The sequence below is a fragment of the Pedobacter sp. ISL-64 genome, assembly GCF_018613605.1.
GTDB lineage: Bacteria > Bacteroidota > Bacteroidia > Sphingobacteriales > Sphingobacteriaceae > Pedobacter.
The window spans coordinates 59,989-82,051 of sequence record NZ_JAGGPU010000011.1 but is presented as its reverse complement, the minus strand read 5'-3'; the positions used below and the strand labels follow the sequence as shown (position 1 = coordinate 82,051).

Annotated in this window: 14 protein-coding genes; 2 read left to right on the top strand and 12 right to left on the bottom strand. The window is 40.8% G+C overall.

Annotated elements, in window-relative coordinates; all coding sequences use genetic code 11:
- Positions 1 to 154: 154 nt before the first annotated feature.
- From J7E57_RS16565 to J7E57_RS16535, 7 genes are all read right to left on the bottom strand, one after another.
- Positions 155 to 2,257 carry a penicillin-binding protein gene (locus tag J7E57_RS16565; RefSeq protein WP_215131990.1) on the bottom strand — a complete coding sequence of 701 codons (2,103 nt, stop codon included), beginning with the start codon at positions 2,255 to 2,257 and terminating at the stop codon, positions 155 to 157.
- Complete coding sequence (locus J7E57_RS16560) at positions 2,247 to 2,669, bottom strand: FtsL-like putative cell division protein (protein WP_108199761.1); 423 nt, start codon at positions 2,667 to 2,669, stop codon at positions 2,247 to 2,249. The genes J7E57_RS16565 and J7E57_RS16560 overlap by 11 nt, the downstream gene beginning before the upstream one ends.
- The gene (gene rsmH / locus J7E57_RS16555) at positions 2,666 to 3,571 is read right to left on the bottom strand and encodes a 16S rRNA (cytosine(1402)-N(4))-methyltransferase RsmH (protein WP_215131988.1); all 906 of its coding nucleotides are present in this window, start codon (positions 3,569 to 3,571) and stop codon (positions 2,666 to 2,668) included. Before rsmH ends, J7E57_RS16560 begins: the two co-directional genes overlap by 4 nt.
- The gene (gene mraZ, locus J7E57_RS16550) at positions 3,561 to 4,028 is read right to left on the bottom strand and encodes a division/cell wall cluster transcriptional repressor MraZ (RefSeq protein ID WP_215131986.1); all 468 of its coding nucleotides are present in this window, start codon (positions 4,026 to 4,028) and stop codon (positions 3,561 to 3,563) included. Before mraZ ends, rsmH begins: the two co-directional genes overlap by 11 nt.
- Positions 4,029 to 5,183: 1,155 nt before the next feature.
- Positions 5,184 to 7,481: a hypothetical protein gene (locus J7E57_RS16545; RefSeq protein WP_215131984.1), complete on the bottom strand. Its 2,298-nt coding sequence runs from the start codon at positions 7,479 to 7,481 to the stop codon at positions 5,184 to 5,186.
- 98 nt (positions 7,482 to 7,579) lie between these two features.
- Positions 7,580 to 9,442 carry a RagB/SusD family nutrient uptake outer membrane protein gene (locus J7E57_RS16540; protein WP_215131982.1) on the bottom strand — a complete coding sequence of 621 codons (1,863 nt, stop codon included), beginning with the start codon at positions 9,440 to 9,442 and terminating at the stop codon, positions 7,580 to 7,582.
- 26 nt (positions 9,443 to 9,468) lie between these two features.
- Positions 9,469 to 12,594, bottom strand: a complete 3,126-nt coding sequence (locus tag J7E57_RS16535) for a SusC/RagA family TonB-linked outer membrane protein (RefSeq protein ID WP_215131980.1) — start codon at positions 12,592 to 12,594, stop codon at positions 9,469 to 9,471.
- A 428-nt stretch (positions 12,595 to 13,022) separates the two neighbouring features.
- Here J7E57_RS16535 and J7E57_RS16530 point away from each other — a divergent pair, with 428 nt between their 5' ends.
- Both J7E57_RS16530 and J7E57_RS16525 read left to right on the top strand, forming a co-directional pair.
- Entirely contained in the window at positions 13,023 to 14,594 is a 1,572-nt protein-coding gene (locus J7E57_RS16530) for a PepSY-associated TM helix domain-containing protein (RefSeq protein WP_215131978.1), read from the top strand.
- A 183-nt stretch (positions 14,595 to 14,777) separates the two neighbouring features.
- Positions 14,778 to 15,515, top strand: a complete 738-nt coding sequence (locus J7E57_RS16525; RefSeq protein ID WP_215166204.1) for a TlpA family protein disulfide reductase — start codon at positions 14,778 to 14,780, stop codon at positions 15,513 to 15,515.
- A gap of 75 nt (positions 15,516 to 15,590) precedes the next feature.
- Here the strand turns inward: J7E57_RS16525 and J7E57_RS16520 are convergent, their stop codons facing one another.
- The 5 genes from J7E57_RS16520 to J7E57_RS16500 all read right to left on the bottom strand — a co-directional run bounded on the left by J7E57_RS16520 (position 15,591) and on the right by J7E57_RS16500 (position 21,840).
- A complete protein-coding gene (locus tag J7E57_RS16520; RefSeq protein ID WP_215131974.1) occupies positions 15,591 to 16,565 on the bottom strand; it encodes a DUF1080 domain-containing protein in 975 nt (324 codons plus the stop codon).
- 282 nt (positions 16,566 to 16,847) lie between these two features.
- The gene (locus tag J7E57_RS16515; RefSeq protein ID WP_029279640.1) at positions 16,848 to 18,041 is read right to left on the bottom strand and encodes a phosphoglycerate kinase; all 1,194 of its coding nucleotides are present in this window, start codon (positions 18,039 to 18,041) and stop codon (positions 16,848 to 16,850) included.
- Between the two features lie 6 nt (positions 18,042 to 18,047).
- The gene (locus J7E57_RS16510) at positions 18,048 to 18,485 is read right to left on the bottom strand and encodes a GNAT family N-acetyltransferase (RefSeq protein ID WP_215131972.1); all 438 of its coding nucleotides are present in this window, start codon (positions 18,483 to 18,485) and stop codon (positions 18,048 to 18,050) included.
- A 424-nt stretch (positions 18,486 to 18,909) separates the two neighbouring features.
- Positions 18,910 to 19,911: a type I glyceraldehyde-3-phosphate dehydrogenase gene (gap, locus tag J7E57_RS16505; RefSeq protein ID WP_215131970.1), complete on the bottom strand. Its 1,002-nt coding sequence runs from the start codon at positions 19,909 to 19,911 to the stop codon at positions 18,910 to 18,912.
- Between the two features lie 849 nt (positions 19,912 to 20,760).
- Positions 20,761 to 21,840, bottom strand: a complete 1,080-nt coding sequence (locus J7E57_RS16500) for an MraY family glycosyltransferase (RefSeq protein ID WP_251029946.1) — start codon at positions 21,838 to 21,840, stop codon at positions 20,761 to 20,763.
- Positions 21,841 to 22,063 lie beyond the last annotated feature (223 nt).

The following is a 22,063-nucleotide window of genomic DNA, read 5'->3' as shown; positions in this document are numbered from 1 at the left end:
ATTGAATGATTGAATTAGAGAATGATAGAATGTGGCTATAGCCTTTAAACATTCACTCATTCAAAATTCTCTCATTTTATTGTTTATTTTTTTAGTATTAAGTAATGAGTATCGAGTAGCAAGACCTTAAACCCTATACCTTTTACCTTACGCCTTAATTCAACTCTATCTGTACACCCAATCCTTTACCTACCTTTGTTCCGGCGATGATGGATTGACTGATCACTTTTCCAGAACCCGAAACCTTTGTTTTCAAACCCGCATTTCCCAAAAGGTACAGTGCATCTTTCAGACCCATTCCCGTCACATTTGGCATCACACCTTTACGCTCGTTATTTTCCTGAAAAACTGTTCCCGCACTGGTATCTATAATATTGTAATACTCAGATTTTGAAGCAAAAAGCGGTTTAAAACCAAATGCTTTATACACTTTCTGAGTCGCTTTACTCTGTCCTGCTTTTGTTGGCGGATTACCCGTATTACCTACCAAACGGGTCGGCATATCGTTATACATCTGCATATCGCTGGCATAAATACGGTCGGCGATTTCCCTGAATACAGGTCCTGAAACCAATGCTCCGTAATAAGCACCCTTTGGATCGTTAATTACCACAATCATCGAATATTTAGGTTTATTAGCAGGAAAATAACCCACAAAAGAAGCCTGATACTGCTTATTTGCCTTATAACCTTTGTTTGCATCAGCAACCTGTGCGGTACCCGTTTTACCTGCAATCGGATATAAGGGATTGTAAACGATTTGCTTTCCGCTACCCTCCAATACCACACCTTCGAGCATTTTTTTGATCTTGCTTAAGGTAACATCAGAACAGATTTTATCGTTGATTACCCTTGCTTTAAACTGCTCAATCGGATTACCCAGCCTTCTGATCTCTTTTACAAAAATTGGCGCTACCATTTTACCATTGTTAGCCACTGCATTATACAACGACAACATTTTAAGTGGCGTTAACTGCATCTCATAACCATAAGCCATTTGCGGTAAGGTCATATTTTTGTTCCAACTTTTATTGGTTTTTGGATTCTTTACCGCTGGCATAGCTTCCCCAGGAATCTGCAAGCCCATCTTTTCATTTAAATGCCAATCATACAAATGATCAGTAAACTTTTTAGGGTTAGCTCCATATTTACTGTTGATCAGATATGCAATCGCTGCATTTGATGATTGTTCAAATGCTTTTTTAACCGTTACCACACCTATACTTCCGTGAGAATCTTTAATTGTATGGCCAGGGATTTTATAGGTACCCGTTCCAACCATGGTATTTGTATCAACCAGTTCATCCTCCAGCAAAGCCATATATGAGGCCAGTTTAAAAGTTGAACCCGGATCCTGATTACCTGCAATGGCATAGTTAAACTTTTCCTTATATACTCCTTCTTCTACTTTAGAGAAATTGGCTACCGCACGGATTTCGCCCGTGGCCACTTCCATCACAATCACCGCACCATGATCGGCCTGCGATTTGATCAACTGTTTTTCTAAAGCACTTTGCGCCAGATCCTGCATATTGATATCGATGGTCGAAATAATATCAGCACCATCTTTCGGAGCCACCTCAGCTTCTTCATTTACCGGGATATACACACCTCCAGCGATACGTTGCATTAATCTTTTTCCGGTTTCGCCGTTGATATATTCCTTATAAGCTCCTTCTAAACCAACACCGTTTTTAACATTCTCATTTTTATAACCAATGGTACGGGCAGCCAAAGCCTGAAAAGGAAGAATACGTTTATTCTGCTGAACGGCAATTAAACCGCCACTAAACTTACCGATGTTATATAATGGAAAAGTCCTGATGGTTTTAAGATCAGCATAACCTACTTTTCGGTGAATCAGTAAATAGCGCGAGCTGTCCTGGCGGCCTTTACGCAGGTATCTAGCATATTCCTTAGCCGTTTTATCCTGAAAAATCTGCGAGAGCTTATAACCTAAAGAATCAACTTTTTCATTGAACACATCTTTATCAGCAATGCCACCGGCGAACATATCCATGCGCAGTTCGTATTCCGGTATCGAAGTAGCCAGTAAACTGCCATCGTTAGAATAAATATTCCCACGGGTAGCCTCCACATTTACATATCGTGTAGAAAGACTATCTGCCATAGCTTTCCATTTTTTCCCTTGCACATACTGTACCTGACCGAGGCGTAAAAACACCGCGAAAGCAAAAAGCACAATTAAGCCAAATGCCAGATATACACGAAGCAAGATGTTTGCTCTAATATTCATCGCTTTTAACAATTATTTTTTTTGGTGGTTCAATCAGTTCTTTTATCCCAAGGGTATCTACCTTTTTGGCAACCTCTGTCAGTTTACTCTTGAACATCAGGTCAGCCTTAAGGGATTTATACTCCCATCTTAATTCTTTTACTTCTTTATTTAATTTATCAATCCGACGAACATTGTTTACCGCAAAATGACTGTTAGCAATGTAAATCATCCCCAAAAGCGCCAGAAAACACAAATAAGGCAAAGCATCAGTTGCCGCCTCTTTACTTACTAATCCATCATTAAAAAGCTTACTGATAAATGAATTACTATCCATTTTTTCTTCAGCAGTTTTTGGCCTTTTGGGCGCAGCTTTTAACTCTGGTTCAGGCCCAACTTCTTCCTCCTCTATCTCTTCCCTAAACCTGTTCATATCTTTTCTGCAATTCTTAGTTTCGCACTGCGGGCCCTATTGTTTTGAGCAATCTCCTCATCAGTGGCAATTATCGCTTTGCGTGTAATTACATTAAATGGTTTCTGCTGATTTCCAAAAAAATCCTTTTCTACCTCACCCTGAAATTTGCCTTTCGCCATAAAGTTTTTAACCGGCCTATCTTCTAAAGAATGGTATGACATGACCACTAAATGACCGCCCGGCTTCAACACATCAGCAGCCTGCAGTAAAAAATCTTCAAGCACTTGTATTTCAGCATTCACCTCTATGCGCAACGCCTGAAACACCTGCGCCAGATATTTATTCTCTTTTCCTTTTGGGATATAACCCGCAATTGCCGCCTTCAAACTGTCGATATCGGTAAAAGGCTGCTCCAAACGCGAAGTCACGATGGCACGGGCCAACGATTTAGCATTTTTCACTTCTCCATAAATCCCAAAGATTTTATGCAGCTTATCCTCTGTATAGGTATTCAGTATTTCGGCAGCCGTTAAATCGCGATGCTGATCCATACGCATATCCAGATCGGCATTATGACGGATAGAGAAGCCACGCTGTGGCACATCAAACTGATGCGAGGAAACCCCAAGATCAGCCAGAATACCATCAACCTGCTTAAAACCTTTTAAGCGGAGATTATTTTTCAAAAAACCAAAGTTCTGGTCGATAAAAACAAAACGATCGTCTGCAGGAACATTCGCCTGGGCATCAGGATCCTGATCGAATGCGATCAATCTTCCTTTCGGTCCAAGATGTTTCAAAATCTCTCTCGAATGACCACCGCCGCCAAAAGTAACATCCACATACACCCCGTCAGGTTTGATATTCAAACCATCAATACAAGGCTGCAACATTACAGGAATATGGTAATTATTCGCCATCCGCCCCTCCTTTCTTATTGCCCATTACTTTCTGGGCAAGGCTTGCAAAATTGGCCGGAACATCATCAAAAATATCTTCGTATGCTTTTTTATCCCACACCTCGATACGATCCAACTGGCAGGCCAGAACAAGATCACTACCAATACCCGCATATTCTACCAAAGATTTCGGCAAAAGCACACGGCCTGCCGCATCAAGCGAAAGCTCGGTAGCCCCACGCGTAAAAGCCCGTACAAAGGCCCTGTTTTCCTGATCGTAAATATTAAGCTTGGCAAGATCGGCCACAACGGCATCCCATACATTTTTAGGGTAGATCACCAGGTTTTTCTCAAAACCACGGTTAATGATCAACCCTTCTTTCTCAGATTCAGGCAATTGTTTCTTAAGCGCAGCAGGTACCATAAGGCGGCCCTTTGCGTCAAGTTTACAATCGAATTCTCCTAAAAGTTGGGTCATAGTGGTATCTACACTTTATATCTAGTGTAAAAGTAAATAGTTCTACCACTTTTTACCACTTTTTACCACAAAAAAGTTTTCCACATCTCTTTTGTTACAATAATGGTCTCACAATATAGTTAGAATAAGACTATCAGCACAAGCAAAAAACCATTAACAACTGATAATAAGCGGGTTAAAAATACATTACCTAGAGTGTCACCTCCGCCCAATTTTTCCCATAAATTTAAAGGACGCTAGTAATGAACTCCTTAACAGAAGCCAAAATTTATTCAGATAGTGACCGCCCCTATACCCCAAAAAATCATACCTTTCATTAGACAGCAGCGTGGGTAATACGTTAGAAAAGCAGGGATGGCAGAAAATATTTGTGTTCCCTGGGCAGGAACTTTACCGCAGGTTTCCTTCAGATTTCACCTCACGATGGACATTGTTATTATTAGCTAATAGTTGACGATTAAATACCCTATAGCGAACCCGCATCCAATGTTATTACGTTAAGCGTTTTTAATCACAGATACACACAGACAAACACGAATTTTATATTCTCATGCACTCTTTCTACCTGTGGTTCAAACTCTTACAGCCAGATAAAAGGTTTTTGGAAATGTATAGTTCAGTACCTGTGGAGGAAGCAGCCCCGCCCCCGCTTCTGCCCAATTGAAAAAGTTGTGGCATCCCGCTAAGGTCGGGTTTAGATCACCCCTGTAATTGCTAAATGAGGGGTTTTCCGTGCAACAGGCCTAACCAATTTAGCCCTTGGCAAAGCGGCACCCTGCAATGTCACTAAACTAAGCGTTTTTTAATCACAGATGCATACAGATAAACACGGATTTTCATATCTGTGTGCATCCTTTCTATCTGTGGTTTAATTTATTTTTGCTTGTGCCGAATGGCTCAACTTAATGACATTGTACTCGCACCGTCAAGTTTATCACCATGTATGGCACAAAAAAAAGAGGCTGTATCATAAATATAGATTTGTCATCCTGAGCTTGTCGAAGGGCCTGTTAAATACGCTTTAAGGTGTTTCGACAAGCGCTCCGTAGGGAGTCCTTTGAACAACATGACAGCACCTGAGTGAAATCACCTCCCTAGGAATACATATTTTGATAAATTTCCAAAGAAGGGTACTTCAAAATCTGCAAGTGGTACTTAATATCCTCCTGCAATATCTCTGTTTAAGCTGATAGCCGTTTTTCTTTCTCCGTTGACAATTGAATATAGTTTCCATTTATTATCATCAACCTGTTCCAGTTGCCAGCTATTTGCAGGGTCTGCCAGCTGCATTTTTACACTTCTGGGAAAGGCATTGGCAGCTCTTGCATTTTCCCAGGTTCTTATTACTTTGAAAATGGCATCTTTCTGCGGACAGCTTTCGACATCTTTTTGGCTTACTTTCAAACTATATGTTGTACCAACACCTACAGAAACAGCCTGTATATGTTCATATTCTTCGACCTTTGATTTGGCATTGATCGGGAAGTTCCCGCCCATGCCCACCGGAAAATAATTGGCGTAACATACGTCGCGAAGGTCTTTCCCCTGACTGGTCGTGCTGCCCCATTCGCGGGTTTCGGCATCGTACAGATTTTTTCCACCACCAACATTCCAGATGCTTTGATAATGCCATGAGCCTTCGGATAAGGTAGCACCCGTGAAACGGATATAAGGAACCCCCAACTGCGCAGCTTTTTCGAACATTTTACCAAAAAAACGTTTAGCCGAATAGTAACCGTGGCCATTATTGAACAAAAACTCCTGTCCATCAAAGTCATAATAAGAAAGGCCGTTAATTTTACAGATTTCAGCAAAGTGTTCGGCTATTTTGTCCTGAAGTTGCATATTCGGAATGAGCCCGTCATAACCATAATTAACCGTTACCTGAAGTTTGTAAATAGCATCTCCGTCCGAGTGGTTAGACGCGGTGGTTTTCCAGTATCCGCGCTTCACATTCAAAAGCCTATAGGGTTTTTCTTTGGAAACGCCCATATAATGAATAAGTTCTTTACCGATTTTGACCATATTTAAGTTGGCGCAATGACCTTCCCAGCTAGCAATCTCGTCAAGATAAATCGGGTTGTCAACAAGAATAACGGTGTCGGCTACGCTGATGTTTTTTACCAGCAGGCGTTTTTGCTGATAACACAGGCTATCGCTCGGTATCGGGCTCGCATCCATAGTTCCCGGGGCCAAAGCAGTGGTAATAGGTGTTCTGCCGATGCTGATGCCCTGTTTAGCAGCCATATCAGAAAACTCCTTATGCGAAACACTTCGACCAGTTAATTTTATTGGCTTTTTCTCAAAATTTCTTCCGTCGATATAACCTTGGTTACCACGATCAGCCCTTAAAAAACCCTGATCATATAAACTTATGGTTTTAAAACCCAATCTCGATGCATAAGAGATGGTGCTGTCATTTAAATTACCACTGGTAAGAAGATCAGGAACAAAAGCAGCCGGGTCTTTTATCCATTTTCCGTTAATGGTTGGGTGCGGAAGTTTTTCCGTTAAAACAATTTTCTGGATTACATCCAACAAAGCCGTACTATCCGGGCTTCCCCATAAGGCTACGGATGATCCGATATAATCTACCCCTGGTAATGCCTGCACCTGCAAATGGTTTGGGATGTTGGCCGCCATATTGGGAATGAGCGAAAAGTAAACCTCTCTTTCAAAACCACGGTCTCTTGATTGATAGGAGAGCGATATTCTTCCATTTTTACCCACATTAGCTGCATTGCCATACATTATCCGGTACCAGGGTTCTTTGTGTGCATAAAAAGCAACATCGCTGATACCATTCCCTCCAAGCGTAAACACCTGACCTTCATGAAGGTTGACAGGTAAGGGAAATCGTTTAGTATCGGGACTGTGAACAACATATTGAAACGGCGCTGCATCACCGATTGTTTCCGCTTTTCCGCCCAGGGTATTATCGTTTAAGGCCATCATACCGATGGAGTAGTTTACGGCAGCACTTGTATCTCTTGCCACACCGATGATTTCTCCAAACAGATTGTTGATGCTGGTATGTACCGGGCCCCATTCAATTACATCAATACCTTTCCGGTTGGTAAGCGACAACAGGGTTAATTTGAAATATTTCGCCTTAGGTTCCAGTTTAACAGTAGCCACCGAACCATTGGCATAATATAGCGAGAGTGTTTTTTTATTTTTTATATAAACCGCTTTTGTGGGTTCGAAGTATTTTTTTTTAGCATCACTATATAAACTCAACAAAGGTGAGGGCTTTTCTGCTAGGCTAAATTCCTTGTATGGTGCCTTAGTCTTGTTTTTCATACTGGTGACAAAACCTTTGTTATCGACCCTTATCTTAAAATAATCTGTAGAAAACTCGGTCTGTGCATAAGTTTTTGCTGAGAACCAGCAGGTGACCGCCATTAACAAGACAATGGCTTTAACGGTCGTATTTAAAAAACTATTTTGCATTTCAGGTCTTTATTTGTATGTGTGCTGTAAATTGTTAAAGTTAATTAAAAATAAAAGCAGGTGGATCTGGTCATATCCACCTGCCTGATTATTGATATTTATTGAAGCGGATCAAAAGGGCCGCCCCATTCTTTGTTCTGTGGCAACTGGTCAGGTACTGCAGACATCTGAGTTGGATTTAAAGCGTTAAACCAGTGGTTAAGGTCCAGGTTATAAGTCTGATTAGCCGAAGGCGTCTTATCCAGGTTTTCCACAATCACTGCGGAGAATTTACTTCTTACAGCAGCAGTCATGATGTTGTCTGTATTCCCAGGTAAAGCTTCACCTTTGTTTAGCATCAGGAATAAACCTCTCCTGGTCACCTGGGTATTAAGGATATCGTAACGTTTCCACCTTCTTAAATCATTAAACCTAAATCCTTCAAAAGCAAGTTCCACCTGACGTTCGTTCATGATCGCTGCGCGAAGGTCAGCCTGTGAAGTTGCTGTGATGCCATATTTTCCGGATGCACCAGCGGCGATGCCCGCACGTTTACGAATGGAAGATAAAGCGGTTATTGCATCGTTGCTATTACCTGTTTCATTTGCAGCTTCAGCAAGGTTTAACAATAGTTCTGCATAACGCATTGGTGAAAACCAGCTTTTAGCACCTGCAGCCACGCCCACAAGCGCCGCTCTGTCGATAAGGGTATCTAAACCCTTACGCTGGAAGAAACCCGTTACCCCGTTTTCATCACCGTTTTGGACAAGCGGAGAAATGCCCGAGAATACCGTACTATTTTTCTCCGGGAGAACAGTGCTCGGTGTTGCGGCTGCTTTCCATGTCCAGGCTTGCCAGTAAGTACGAGATCTTGGTGCTGTCATACCGATCGTATTCACATCAGGTGTTGGGTACACGGTACCGCCGCACCAAATGGTTGCATAAAACCGGTCGTCCCGATTGGTGTAAAAATCGGTTAGAAACTGCTGATTATAGGCTGCATTGGACAATTGGTTTTTATCAAACTGCATCGGGCTGCCATCACGTTTTGGATAAGCGATCAATAGGGGTAATATAGGCTGATCGGTATTGGTATTTCCGTTTGTAAAAGGAAGGGGTCTGATGGAGTTGAAGTTCATGTAACTATCCGGATAGTAGTACTGCCTGGTCATAATGTGCTCTTTGTTCCTCGAATACCAGATTAACTTGTAGTCTGCAAACAGGCCAAATCCACCAGCATCCGCAGCCTGTACAGCAGCTTTAGCAGCATTGTAGGCATTTGTCCACCTGGCCTGATCATTTGAAGGGTTAAATAAAGGGCTTGCATACCATAAAAGCACCCTTGCTTTAAAACCGAGCGCAGCAGCGCGGTTAATCCTGCCGTAATCAACACCACTGTAGTTGAGTGGCAAAGTGGTAGCGGCCTCATCCAGATCTTTTATAATCTGTGCAACGCACTCAGATGTTTTACTCCTTGCTACCTTCAGTGAATTTACATCAGTCCCATCTTGTGTCTTTAAGATCAATGGTACGCCGCCTACCGAGCTGACCATTCCCCAATAAGTCCAGGCCCGCCAAAATTTGGCCTCGCCCATTAACCTGTTTTTGGTACCTGGGTTTATTACCGATTCGGGCAGACCGCTCAACTGATCCATAAAATAATTGGTTCTGTCGATATAGGTATAATTCAGACTGGTGGAATTTGTTACCACATCGATTATACCGCGTTGGAAGCCGCTTAAGTTTCCTCCAGATGCGTTAATGCCCTCATCGGCATTCGCGCCACTACCAAGCGGCCATCCGGGCATAAGCCCCCCATATACATCGTTCAGATAGGACTTGATCAAGACCGAATCGGTCCATACATTCTTTGGATTTATGGCTGCCGTATTTTCATAATCCAATCCTTTTTTACATGATGAGCCCAAAGCAATAATCAGGGTGATATAAAGGATAAATTTATTTTGATTTAGATATTTCATTTTTGATTTCCTTTTAATGTTAAAATTTAGAAAGTTACACTAAGACCGGCATTGTAGGATTTAACAATAGGGAAAGCCGTACCTCCACCCATTTCAGGATCATAGAATTTTTTGTTGAATTTGCTGATCACAAAAAGATTAGATCCGGATACATAAAAGCGAATGTTGTTTACGTATTTTTTGTATAATTTTTGCGGAACATTATAGGCAACATTCAAAAATTTCAGCCGTAGAAAACTTGCATCTGCCAGCCAGAAATTACTTCCTGCTGTATTAACACCTCTTACGGCATCATTTGCACTGTAACGATAAGGCAACCAGGAGTTATCAGGATTTTCCGGGCTCCATGACTCATTGTACCAAGGGCGCCACATCCTGTTCCATTCTACGCCTCCGGATAAATCATTAAAAGATTTTTTATAACCGAACGAACCGTTGAAATTGGCATTCACACTTATTCCCTTCCACTCTGCAGTTAAATTTAAACCTACTACTTTGGCATTATTGCTATTATTTAGCACGGTAATGTCATTGTCGTTGATTTTATTATCACCGTTAAAATCCACATAGGCCAGCTGTCCGGGTTTAGGCGCAATGCCATTGAAAGTATATCCTGGTTTAGCCGCTAGTAAAGCATCCACATCTGCCTGCGACCTGAGCATCTTATCAACGGTGTAACCTGTAATCATATTCGCAGAACGCCCCTCTTTGAGTATATCCTGATAATCGTAAGTTACATTCTGGTCTCTCATCACATACCATGAATCGCCATAAGTAAAATTCGCACCTACGCTATAATTAAATTCGCCGACCCTGTTGTTGTAGTTCAGGCCAATATCAATACCGCTTGCTTTCATTTTGCCATAATTTACAGATGGTAAAGGGCGGCTAAAGGTTGGTGGGGTAGACTGGATCTTTGCAGCCAGAATATCGTAGGTAAGGTTATGCCAGTACTCAGCTGAGGCCGTAAAATGTTTTAAGAAACTAATATCGATCCCTATATTTTTATTCTGGTATTTTTCCCAGGTAATGTCGGGATTGGGTAATACATCATATCGTATCCCAGGGTTAAGTGCAGGCGACTCGCCAAAAAATGCACTGCCTCCAGGAACATATTTATCTTCATATTGCCAGCGTGCTACGTTATCATTACCTGTTATTCCAAAAGAAGCCTTTAATTTTAATGATTCGATTCCTTTTACATTTCTAAAAAAGTTTTCTTTAGAGATCACCCAGGCTGCAGAACCAGCAGGAAAGAATCCCCAACGTTTATCCGGGGCAAAAATTACCGAACCATCATAACGATAAGTGAAAGTAGCGATATACTTATCTCCATAATCGTAAGCAAATTGTCCAACATACGATTTACGACCGGTTGTTACCTCGAAACCATAGGTATTGCTGATACTTTTTGTTGCCGTACCGTTTACCACACCTGCTCCTCCGGTAGAAGCCCACCACTGGTCAGTTGTATAAATAGGAAAACCATTGATGGCCGCATCAATACCGTCGCCTGAACGTTCCTGACGTTCGTATACCAGTGCCGCGTTTACGTGATGTTTGCCAAAATTTCGTTCAAAGTTTAACTGAAAGTTCAGTTGTTCCTCCTGGTTCCAGGCAGATAGTTTTTCTATAGAATTCGAATGTTGTGTAAGACTTTTTCCTACAACGGTATTCAAATCCCAGATAACGGGTGTAATCTGTTTCAGTTCATAATAGGTAAAAGGATGCGAATATATTTTTTGATTGGTGTTCGTAAAGCTTTTTATATACCCCACTTTAGCACTTAATCCTTCCAAAAAAGGGGCTTTATAAGTTAAATTTAAATTCGCAATAGATTTGGTGACCTCTGACTTATTGTAGCCTGCCAATCCTTGTGCTTCACCTGGTTTATTGGTAATCCAGAAGTAATACACTGGGTCGCCCGAAGCCGTAAACGAGGGCATATATGGCTGCCATACCAAAAGTTTAGGAAACATATCTCCTGACCAGTCGCCCTGAGGGGCATTAAATTTATTATTGTTTATGCTAAAGCCGGCGAAAACGGTTACATCTTTGGTAAGGCTAGCCGTTATATTTGCCCTGACGTTGTACTTTTTTTCGTTGGTGTTTTTGATAAAAGTTTCCTGATTTACATAAGAGCCGCCGATAAAATACTGAAGTTTATCCGTCCCTCCCGAAGCACTTAAATTATGTGTAGTAATAGAGGGATCGACATAAACATCTTTTAAGGCATTAAAACCGTAGCCCTTGCCGCCACCAAAATCCGCATCCTGAAAGTATGCTTTTGCATCCGCGGTCCAGGGAGTATTTGCCGGTCCGCCAGCTTCGCCCCAAATTCTGTTTTGAATCACTCCCCACTCCATGATACTGGTTAGCTCCATGTTATTTCCACGGACATCTTTTCCAGTATTCACCGAATAGTTTACAGATGCTTTTCCGGCCTTACCGTGTTTGGTGGTAATCAACATCACTCCCCCACCTGCACGGGCACCATAAGCAGCGGTAGTCGCTGCGTCTTTTAAAATGGTTACATCTTCAATTTCATTTGGACTTAAATTGTTGAATTCTGCGGCATCACTGGTTACTTTTCCGTCAATTACATATAAAACCGGGGCTGTATTCCATGAGCTTGGCGTTCTGATGCGAATGCTGGGCTGTGCTCCTGGTATCCCGCTAGGCGTGGAGACATATAAGCCCGGCATTCTGCCCGCTAATAAGTTACCCACTGATGTAGTCGGGATTTCGGTGTCTGTCTCTTTAAATTTAACAGAAGCGACAGACCCGCTCAAAAGTTCTTTCTTCTGTTTCGTATAACCCACAATGACGGTTTCACCTAAATTAATAGCGGTAGAGACCATTTCTATTACTATTCCCTGTTGAGGCGTAACAGTTACCGCTTTATAACCGGTCATTGTAATTCTTAGCAATGCGCCACTGGGTACAGCTATTGTAAACCGGCCTGACTCATCTGCTTTTACCGAGGATGCAGCACCTCCGGTAACAGTAATTGTGGCGGCTGCCAATGGAATTTTCCCTTCTGCATCAACTACTTTTCCCGATATTTTTACCTGCGCAAATACATGATAGGACTGCAGTAAGATGAAGACGATTCCGAGCACCCTTAAGTGCATTTGTAATACCTGTTTCATAATCTGATTCTTTGGTTGGTTAGTTTTTTTGTTTGGTTTTTTGCTGGTTAGTTTGGAGCACAACAAAACAATCCATGCTGTTAGGATAAATCTCAGAAGAATACCTAGCCGCAACTACCACTAATTTGATTGTTTACAATGTTTTTTTTGCCTTTGCCCTTGCTGGTGAATAAAATATGACCTGAAACACCAAATAAACCATATCAGGGCTATCTACGTGAACTTTACCTCCTTCTCTGCCCAGGCATTTACAGTATTGTTGGGGTTTATCGAAGCAAAAAGTATAAAGGATCTATTAGGATGGAGATATAATTTTATTTAAATCATTATTTAGACTCATTAAAAATAATTTGGATAAAAGCAATTAAAACGATTTCTTTGTAGGCATAAACCAACCAATACTGCATGAGGGAATGCAACACTCAAAAATGAAATCAGAACAGAATCCTAAAAGTTTAAACTGGGCAAAACACCAGAAACGGTGGTTTGGCAAATGGCATCTTTATGTTGGTATTATTGCAGGAGCAATTGTAGCTTTTGTAGGTGTTACCGGTAGTATTTTGGTTTTTCAGGATGAGATTGACCGTGCCCTGAATCCTACCCTGTTCGAGGTAATTGCAAAGAAACAAAAAATGCCCGTTGAGGATATTGTACCCTTGATCAGGAAAAACTATCCCGAACTAAAAATAGATTATCTGATGCTTAACAACTTCAAAAACCCCAATGAAGCTTACAGCGTTCTGAATTTAAAAAGTGGTGGAGAAACTTTTATTAATCCATATACCGGAAAAACAACGGGTAAAAGAATACATACCAGCTCTTTTATCCATGTGGTTACCGAACTTCACCGGACATTGCTTATCCCTGTTGCGGGGCGTTATATCTGCGGACTAGCTTCCCTCTGCCTTTTAATTTTAACCATTTCTGGCCTGCGTTTATGGATCCCTAAGAAATGGAAACAGTTAAAATCAGCGCTTACCGTAAGATTTAGCGGATCGTTTAAGCGGCAAAATTACGATTGGCACAATTCACTCGGTTTTTACTCCTCTCCCATTGTGGCCATACTCAGCCTTACCGGTTTTTCTATTACTTTTTCTACCCTCATTATCCCACTGCTGTTCCTGCTTAGCGGGAAGTCTCCGCAGGGTGTTGCCAAATTGTTAGGCGCTAAATCGGCATGGCATGCACAGGCGGTACCACTTCCCCTTAAACAGATTGTTGCCGCAGCTAAAGAAAAAATGCCTAATGGTTATATTGGCGGGATTGCTTTTCCGGCCGACAAAACAGGAACTTATCGTTTGGATGTAGTGAGCGGAAACCTACCTAGCGTTGGAAAAAGAGAAATGCTCGTTGTTGATCAATATACAGGCAAAGTAATGTTGAACAGCCGGAAGGATTTCCCTAATGTTGGTAATGCTTATCTCAGCTGGTTAACACCAATCCACTACGGGAGCTTTGGCGGCAGGCCAACACAGATTATCGCCATTATTGCTGGTTTAATGCCCCTTGCACTTTTTATTACAGGTTTTATAATCTGGTGGCCACGTTATAAGAAACAAAAGAAAGGCAAAAAACGAAAAACAAATGAAGCAGCTTTAGATGAGGCATTGGAAACCCCTGCTGTTGAAAAAGAATTAAAACCAGCGAAAACAAAAACGCCGCTTCCGAAACTCGGCAAGTACTTTCTCTTACAGTTTAAATCGGGATTAAAATATGCTTCGATTATTCTTCCGATTAGTTTTATGATGGGTGCACTCTATGGCCTTCCTTCAGGAATTGTTATCCAGCCAGCCATTTTTGTAGTGGCCTTTAGCTGCGTAATGGTATGCCTGAATTTTATATGTGCATTGTTATCTGAAATGTTCAATATCTTATTTCTCCTTCCCTTTAAAAAAGGCAGTTATAAGGTAACCCGCTATTTTGCCTTATCGACAGCATTTTTGGTGTGTTACCTGGCTGTGTATATGTTATTGCTAAATACGGGTTTAGAAACGTTCTAAGATATTAAAGTCTACAATTTATTTACTAATTGCATAAAGGGAGGAATTTCAGGACGAGGCAATACGACAGCTACCATATCAGTTAAATATCTTCCTATGAGCTAACAAAAATCTCCGCCACAAAATTACTATTGTAAAATAGGTTAACTTAGCTGTTAAATTTTTCACAGTACAATGAAAAAAATGATAACGCTAGTTTTTTTCCTCTTAGCAGTTAAAGGCTATTCACAATACAATTTATACACACTTAACAATGGCTCTTTCATTGAGGCTAATGAGATAAAACGTCACCTCAATTCAGCAAAAAAAACATTACCGTCTGCTTTTGAAATGACGGCCGTCATTTATCATAAAGTCGTAAAAAATGATACAGTGATCAATTACATTAATCTTTTGGTATCAAAGAAATCTTCAGTTAAGGATTCTCAAGAACTTAGATTTACATATAAACAAGATTCTACATTTTTATTGCTAAATCAGAGGCTTCCTTCCTTCAAATTGAAAGATATGAATGGTAAGGAAATACACGCTAAGGAGCTTTTAGGCAAACCTACACTTATAAACTTTTGGGCTACCTATTGCGCCCCATGTATTGCCGAAATGCCTCAACTAAGCAAGCTTAAGCAGAGATATAAAGACAGAATGAATTTTATCGCGATTACTGAGAATAATGTCGCAAACGATCACTTATTTGACTTTTTAAAAAATAAAGATTTTAACTTTCAGATATTAGTGGATGGTAAAACTTATGTAAAGAAACTCAAAGTTAGTGCACTTCCCAAGAACCTTTTTATCGACAGATATGGCATACTGAGGTATATCCAAGAAGGTTATCCAATAAATATCAAGGGAAACATCACTGCCGTTGACGATAATTATTTTACTGAGATTATTGAAAAACTTATCAAAAACCCAAATTAACATCTTCTTTTATATGTGACTGGCCCTTTAGTAACGATAAAGGCCTGGAAAATCCAAGCCCTCTATAAAAGATAATTATTTCGCCGGTGTAATAACGATTTTCCGGTATTCGATCGGTTCATGATCTCCCTGAAGATAAATAGGCCCGGGCTCTCCCTCATTACTATCCAATGCCCCTCCGGTAATGCCCGGGATTTCCTGGTTACTGATGATGGTTTTACCATTGGCTACCACTGTTACCAAACGGCCAATAAGGGTAATATCGTAACGTTGCCATTCATCCGGGCCAAGCGTAACCATTTCATTGGCGGTTAAAAATCCATAAATGCCACCGAATAGCACGCTGTTAGGGTGTGCATCTTTTTTGCTGTCCTCAATCTGCACCTCGTAACGGCCTCTTAGGTATACCCCACTGTTTCCGCCTTTGGCGTATTTGAATTCTACATGAAGTTTAAAATCATTATACTTCTGTTCAGAGATCAGATTTGAACCTGCTTTCGGGCTAGTTAAAATACCGTTTTTCACAATCCATTGGTTTTGTCCGCTGGCTTTCCAGCCAGACAGATCCTTGCCATTGAACAAATTGACAGGTTTGCCCCAAACTGGTGCTGCCGTTCTTTTCAGGTAAGGTGCCTTAACGCCTTTCCAGCTATATTGTTTACCATCGCAATTGGTCATTGTTCCCTGAATCCCTGCGTCGCCCATGGTGCCGTCGATAACTAAATTCGAAGAACCGCTTTCCCATTGTGGCGGGATTTCGAACCTAAATTTTCCATTATCAAACTTCACTTCCGATACCGGACGCGCACTACCGGCGGTAGATACAAAGTACCCCACTAAAGTTTTATAACCTGATAGTTTTACTTCCAACCAAGCTGGCGCCGGTTTTCCGTTTACATCAACGGTAATGTCCCAACGGCCAATCAATGCTACAGGCTCAACAGCAAGTTTAATGTTATCGGGTATCGTTACTGTTGCAGCAAATGTTTTTTGAGACAGACCTGCAAGGAGCAGACAGCTTATACTAAACAAAAAGATTTTTTTTCTCATAAATGTAATTTGATTATTATGTACCTGATGTTTTATAACCCAGGACCAATAAGTTACAGGCCAAGGTAAATTGCCAGTAAGGTATGATTTATTTGTTTTAAGCACAAGTAGTGCTTCGCTCCTACACAGCATCGTTACAAGACTGCTGTACCGTTATAACGATAAGTCTTAATAAACACGTGTGCTAACCCATGTACAAAACAGCGTAAGTTGAAATCATCTAAAAACAAAGGCCCTTGCAAATTTGATCTGCAAGGGCCCGTTTATATATAAGATTGATATTTATCCATTAATGGCTTTAACACCTGGCAATTCTTTGCCTTCCATATACTCAAGTAAAGCACCACCACCAGTAGAAACGTAGCTTACTTCATCTTCCATGCCGAATTTTGCAATTGCGGCTGCTGAATCGCCACCACCGATCAATGAAAATGCACCGTTATCCTTAGTAGCCGCCACAACTGCTTCTGCAACAGCTTTGGTACCTACCTGGAAACTTTCCATTTCGAAAACGCCCATCGGTCCGTTCCACAACAAGGTTTTAGAATTTTTAATTACATCCTGGAACAGGGCAACCGATTTTGGGCCAATATCCAGTCCCATCCAATCTGCAGGAATCTGACCAGAGTCTACATCTTTTTTATCAGCATCATTTGCAAATTTATCAGCAATTACTGTATCTACAGGTAAAATCAGGTTTACGCCTTTTGCTTTTGCTTTTTCGATCAACTCTAAAGAAAGTGCTTGTTTATCGGCTTCTAATAATGAGGTGCCAATTTCCCCGCCTTGTGCTTTAGCAAAAGTGTAAGCCATACCCCCACCAATAATCAGGTTATCTACCTTATCCAGCAATTTCTCGATCAAAAGAATTTTATCAGACACCTTAGCACCACCCATAATTGCAGTAAAAGGTCTTTCTGCGTGGTTCAATATTTTCTCTGCATTTTCTACTTCTGAGGCCATTAAATAACCGAAGTATTTTGCATCTGGGAAAAACTGGGCAATAATTGAAGTTGAAGCATGTGCACGGTGAGCAGTACCAAAGGCATCGTTTACATAAACATCGCCTAATTTTGATAATTTTTCTGCAAAGGCAACATCACCTTTTTCTTCTTCTTTGTAAAAACGAAGATTTTCTAACAATAAAACTTCACCTGGTTTTAAATCAGCTGCCTGTTTTACTGCGCTTTCGCCAATACAATCATCAGCAAACTTAACTTCAACACCAACAAGAGCAGATAGATCAGATAAGATGTGTTTTAAAGAATATTTATCGGTAGGGCCATCTTTCGGGCGACCTAAGTGAGACATTAAAATAACCGCACCACCATCTTTTAAGATTTTAGAAATGGTTGGCAAAGCCGCCCTGATTCTTTTATCGTCTGTAATTTTAAATTCGTCATCTAAAGGCACATTAAAATCTACCCTGATTAATGCTTTTTTATCTTTAAAGTCAAACTGGTCAATTGTATTCATGTTTAATTATTTTTGATTTAAGTTTAATTTCATTTCGTAATGGAAACCAATGCCAGGGATATCGAACTCCGGCGATTCGGTAGTGAAGCCGATTTTCTTGTAAAAAGCGGCCGCCGTTGAACGGGCATTACACCATAAGTAATCGGTTTTATATTCTTTCAGGTATTCAATGGCAAAAGTAACCAGTGCAGCAGCATAACCATTTCCAACTGCATCGGGATGGGTGGCCATGCCCCTAAGCTGATAGCCCTCTCCTTCTTCCGGAAAAAAATCGTTCCGCATAAAGGTGGCAATTGATTTTATTTCTCCATCTTTTAAAAAACCAAGATGAAAGGTATCGTAGGCAAGATCGCCTTCAAAAACACATGCTTCGAATGGTTTGCCATTGCGCAAAACCAGGCTTCTTAAAGGCAGTACTTCTTCTGGAAGAATAAATTTGACCATATTTTTAATATCAGCTAGCTTACATCAAGTGTGAAGATATTGCTATTGGATGCACTGCAAACGTTTGCAAAGTTAATAAAGCAATTGAAACCCGATAATAATATCGGCTAGAATTTTTAACATTTTAGATACTCCCCTGGTAGTATTTAAAATAAGTTGAAAATAATGGCTGTTCTGTCTTTATAGGAGAAAGAAATTAATCGGGCGTCTTGCATTTTCTTGCAGTACCAATTAATTTCTATCATTACCATTGACAGATTCTAAAAATCGGCGTCATCTCGACCGAAGCAATGCGGAGTGGAGAGATCTTTGAAGCAAATTATAGAAATGAAATTTAAAAGATTTTGCTTCGCAGCGCCATCGGTTCTCCTCCGAAAGAGTTCTTTTGGAACACTATCGTTTAAAATGAAGCGATAAACCAGCCCTACGTTTTAGGCTTTACCAAGCTGATCAATTTTTTTACCACATCGATCAAACGGCTACTGTAACCAAATTCGTTATCATACCAGCCCACCACTTTAACCAGATCGCCAACGATAGAGGTTAATAGCGAATCGAAAATACAGGAATGTGGGTTGTCTATAATATCGACTGATACAATTGGATCTTCAGTATACTCAATAAGACCTTTCAATTCGTTTTGTGCAGCGTGCTTAAAAGCTGCATTAATTTCTTCTATGCTTGTCTTCTTCTTTAGCAGACAGGTAAAATCAGTTAAAGATCCGTTTAAAACCGGAACCCTGATTCCTGCTCCACCTAAACGACCATCCAATTCAGGGAAAATATGGGTAATGGCTTTTGCTGCCCCTGTTGTAGTTGGAATAATGGAAGATGAAGCCGCCCTTGCACGGCGCAGGTCCTTATGGTTGGCATCATGCAGATTCTGATCACCTGTCATCGAATGGATGGTCGTAATATAACCTTCTTCAACGCCCCAGTTGTCATTCAAAATCTTAATCATCGGGGCAATATTATTAGTTGTACAACTCGCATTTGATAATACAGGACTAGTTAAATCAATCTGATGATCGTTTACACCTAATACCACCATCGGGATATCTTCAGCCGCCGGGGCAGAGATCAACACTTGTTTTGCTCCAGATGTAATGTGTTTTTCTGCTGATGGCTTGGTTAGATTTTTACCTGTACAATCGATAACCAGATCTACCCTAAGTGCCGACCAAGGCAATTCATCGGCATCCTTGATAGCGAAAACCGGAATAGAAAGCTGATTGATTACCAGTGCATCAGGTTTTGCAGAAACACTCCCTGCGAAAACACCATGAACAGTATCGTACTTAAATAGGTGAGCCATCGTTTTGGCATCTGCCAGGTCGTTAATCGCCACTACTTCAAATCCCTCAGCCAATGCTAAGCGTAAAAATGTTCTTCCTATTCTACCAAAACCATTTATTGCCAGCCTCATTATTATAAAAATTAGAGCGCAAAATTAGTATTTATTTATCAAAGCAAAGACCTGATTATATAAGATGGAAAAGGAATGATGAAACCTTATTTCAGCAGCTATGCTTTTCTTAAAAAGTCAATTTTGCTTCTTTTTCTGAGGTGAGCGTTATGCTATTAAAATATTCTGGCTCAGAAAAAACTAATGTTTAGACACAGATATCGATTTTTTCCGCGCTTTGCCGCGGGGCATGCTACTTTTAAGAGCGCAAAGTCACCTGCTTTTTTAAAAAGATTCTTTTTTGGAGCACAAAGCCTGTACAGCTATTAATGTTTCTTCCCGTTCTTCGCTATATCCCTGGCTGCGCTCCGGGGATGCCGCTGCGACCGGGGCTAGGCACTTCTGATCTGCAAAGGGAACCGATACAAAGCTGCCCATTGTTTTTATAGTTAATATACGAAGTGGGTTTGTTCCACAGACCTCGGTTAAATAAACCTTATTGTAGCGGCTATCCTTTTTGTAGCACCAACACACAACTTCTCACTAACCATCACAAAAAGATAGGAGCGGAAAGAAGGACTACCCAAACCGATAGGCAAACACCTGCTTTACTAAAAATTAAAATTTATTTCAAGAGTGCAAAGTCATCTGCTTTTTTAAAATGATAAGGTTCTTTTTTAGGAGCGCAAAGCCTGTACAGCTATGAATGTTTCTTCCCGTTCTTCGCTATATCCCGGCGCTGCGCTCCGGGGATGCCGCTGCGACCGGGGCTAGGTACTTCTGATCTGCAAGGAAACCGATAGGCAAACACCTGCTTTACTAAAAATTAAAATTTATTTTTGGCGTACAGGAACATATGCTAAATTAATTTCACCTGCCTTTCTTTTTAAGCAGGCCTAAGGTAAGCAAGGTATTAAACGCAATGCAGAGACCAATAATGAGGAAAATCAATACAAAATTTCCAAGTTGCTGAAGGAAAATGGTGGCCGCTATTGCAGCCAGATTAAACCCAGCAGTAGAAATTACGATCCAGCTGGGCTTAAACCCTAACTGCTCTAAACGGTGGTGGATGTGGTTACGGTCTCCCTTAAACGGAGAACCTCCCTTTAAAATACGGATGGTAAAAACTCTTAATGAGTCGAAAATGGGTACGATCAGTATGGCTACCGCTATTGCTGGCGCAGAATAAAAAGCAGGTTTATTTTCACCTGTAAACTTATTGAGCTCTATAAACTTAATGGCCAGGGCAGCAGAAATAAGCCCAATGATCAGTGCGCCTGTATCGCCCATAAATATTTTCGCAGGAAACCAATTGTATTTTAAAAAGCCTGCGATGGCACCCGCAAGGGCAAAGGCTATAAATGCATAGGGCACTTGTCCCATCAAGGAAAACAAAATACCGAAAGCCAGGCTTGTTAAAATGCCGATTCCACCTGCCAGTCCGTCAATGCCATCTATTAAATTGAATGCATTGTTCAGGAAAATGATCAGCGCGATAGAGAAAAGGCTTCCCCATAAAGGCGCCATATCTCCTATACCCAATACACCGTACAAACTTGTTAAACGGAAGGCACCAAAAAAAACCAGGATAAAGGCTACTACGATCTGTAGAATAAATTTTGTACTGGTATTGGTGCCATAAACATCGTCTTTTAAGCCAAGCGCCGCAAGGATAATGCACGATGCAATTAAAAAATTAGCTTCTTTAAAATTAATAATGGCCGAAAAAAGCAGGATACATACGGTAAAACTACCTACAATGGCCAAGCCACCTAAACGTGAAATATTGCGTTTATGGTTTTTACGGTACAGGTCGTTCTTATCAAAAAGGCCATATTTTAACGAAGTATAGATTATACTTGGAATACTAATAACTACAATTGAAAAGGCCAAAATAAATATGGCTATACAGAAATAGTTAGGGCTGGTATTCAGAATATCTTTTAGCAAAACTTATAGAGACTTGCAAGCAAATATAGCTATACTAAGATAAACAAAATTGTGATGTAAAATGTTTGACATGACATAAATCAAATGTGAGGTGGATTTATAATGGTGTTTTGCTGACCAGACATCAGATTACCTCAGAAAGACTGGAGTTGCGATTAATGACAGATCCAAGTAGAGTGATCGTCTTTCCCGCGCAGGCGGGAATCTTAAAGCGCACGCTTAG

Coding starts and splice junctions, on each gene's coding strand:
- J7E57_RS16565 (WP_215131990.1), bottom strand. CDS start 2,257: ATGAATATTAGAGCAAACATCTTGCTTCGTGTATATCTGGCATTTGGC.
- J7E57_RS16560 (WP_108199761.1), bottom strand. CDS start 2,669: ATGAACAGGTTTAGGGAAGAGATAGAGGAGGAAGAAGTTGGGCCTGAA.
- rsmH (WP_215131988.1), bottom strand. CDS start 3,571: ATGGCGAATAATTACCATATTCCTGTAATGTTGCAGCCTTGTATTGAT.
- mraZ (WP_215131986.1), bottom strand. CDS start 4,028: ATGACCCAACTTTTAGGAGAATTCGATTGTAAACTTGACGCAAAGGGC.
- J7E57_RS16545 (WP_215131984.1), bottom strand. CDS start 7,481: ATGCAAAATAGTTTTTTAAATACGACCGTTAAAGCCATTGTCTTGTTA.
- J7E57_RS16540 (WP_215131982.1), bottom strand. CDS start 9,442: ATGAAATATCTAAATCAAAATAAATTTATCCTTTATATCACCCTGATT.
- J7E57_RS16535 (WP_215131980.1), bottom strand. CDS start 12,594: ATGAAACAGGTATTACAAATGCACTTAAGGGTGCTCGGAATCGTCTTC.
- J7E57_RS16530 (WP_215131978.1), top strand. CDS start 13,023: ATGAAATCAGAACAGAATCCTAAAAGTTTAAACTGGGCAAAACACCAG.
- J7E57_RS16525 (WP_215166204.1), top strand. CDS start 14,778: ATGATAACGCTAGTTTTTTTCCTCTTAGCAGTTAAAGGCTATTCACAA.
- J7E57_RS16520 (WP_215131974.1), bottom strand. CDS start 16,565: ATGAGAAAAAAAATCTTTTTGTTTAGTATAAGCTGTCTGCTCCTTGCA.
- J7E57_RS16515 (WP_029279640.1), bottom strand. CDS start 18,041: ATGAATACAATTGACCAGTTTGACTTTAAAGATAAAAAAGCATTAATC.
- J7E57_RS16510 (WP_215131972.1), bottom strand. CDS start 18,485: ATGGTCAAATTTATTCTTCCAGAAGAAGTACTGCCTTTAAGAAGCCTG.
- gap (WP_215131970.1), bottom strand. CDS start 19,911: ATGAGGCTGGCAATAAATGGTTTTGGTAGAATAGGAAGAACATTTTTA.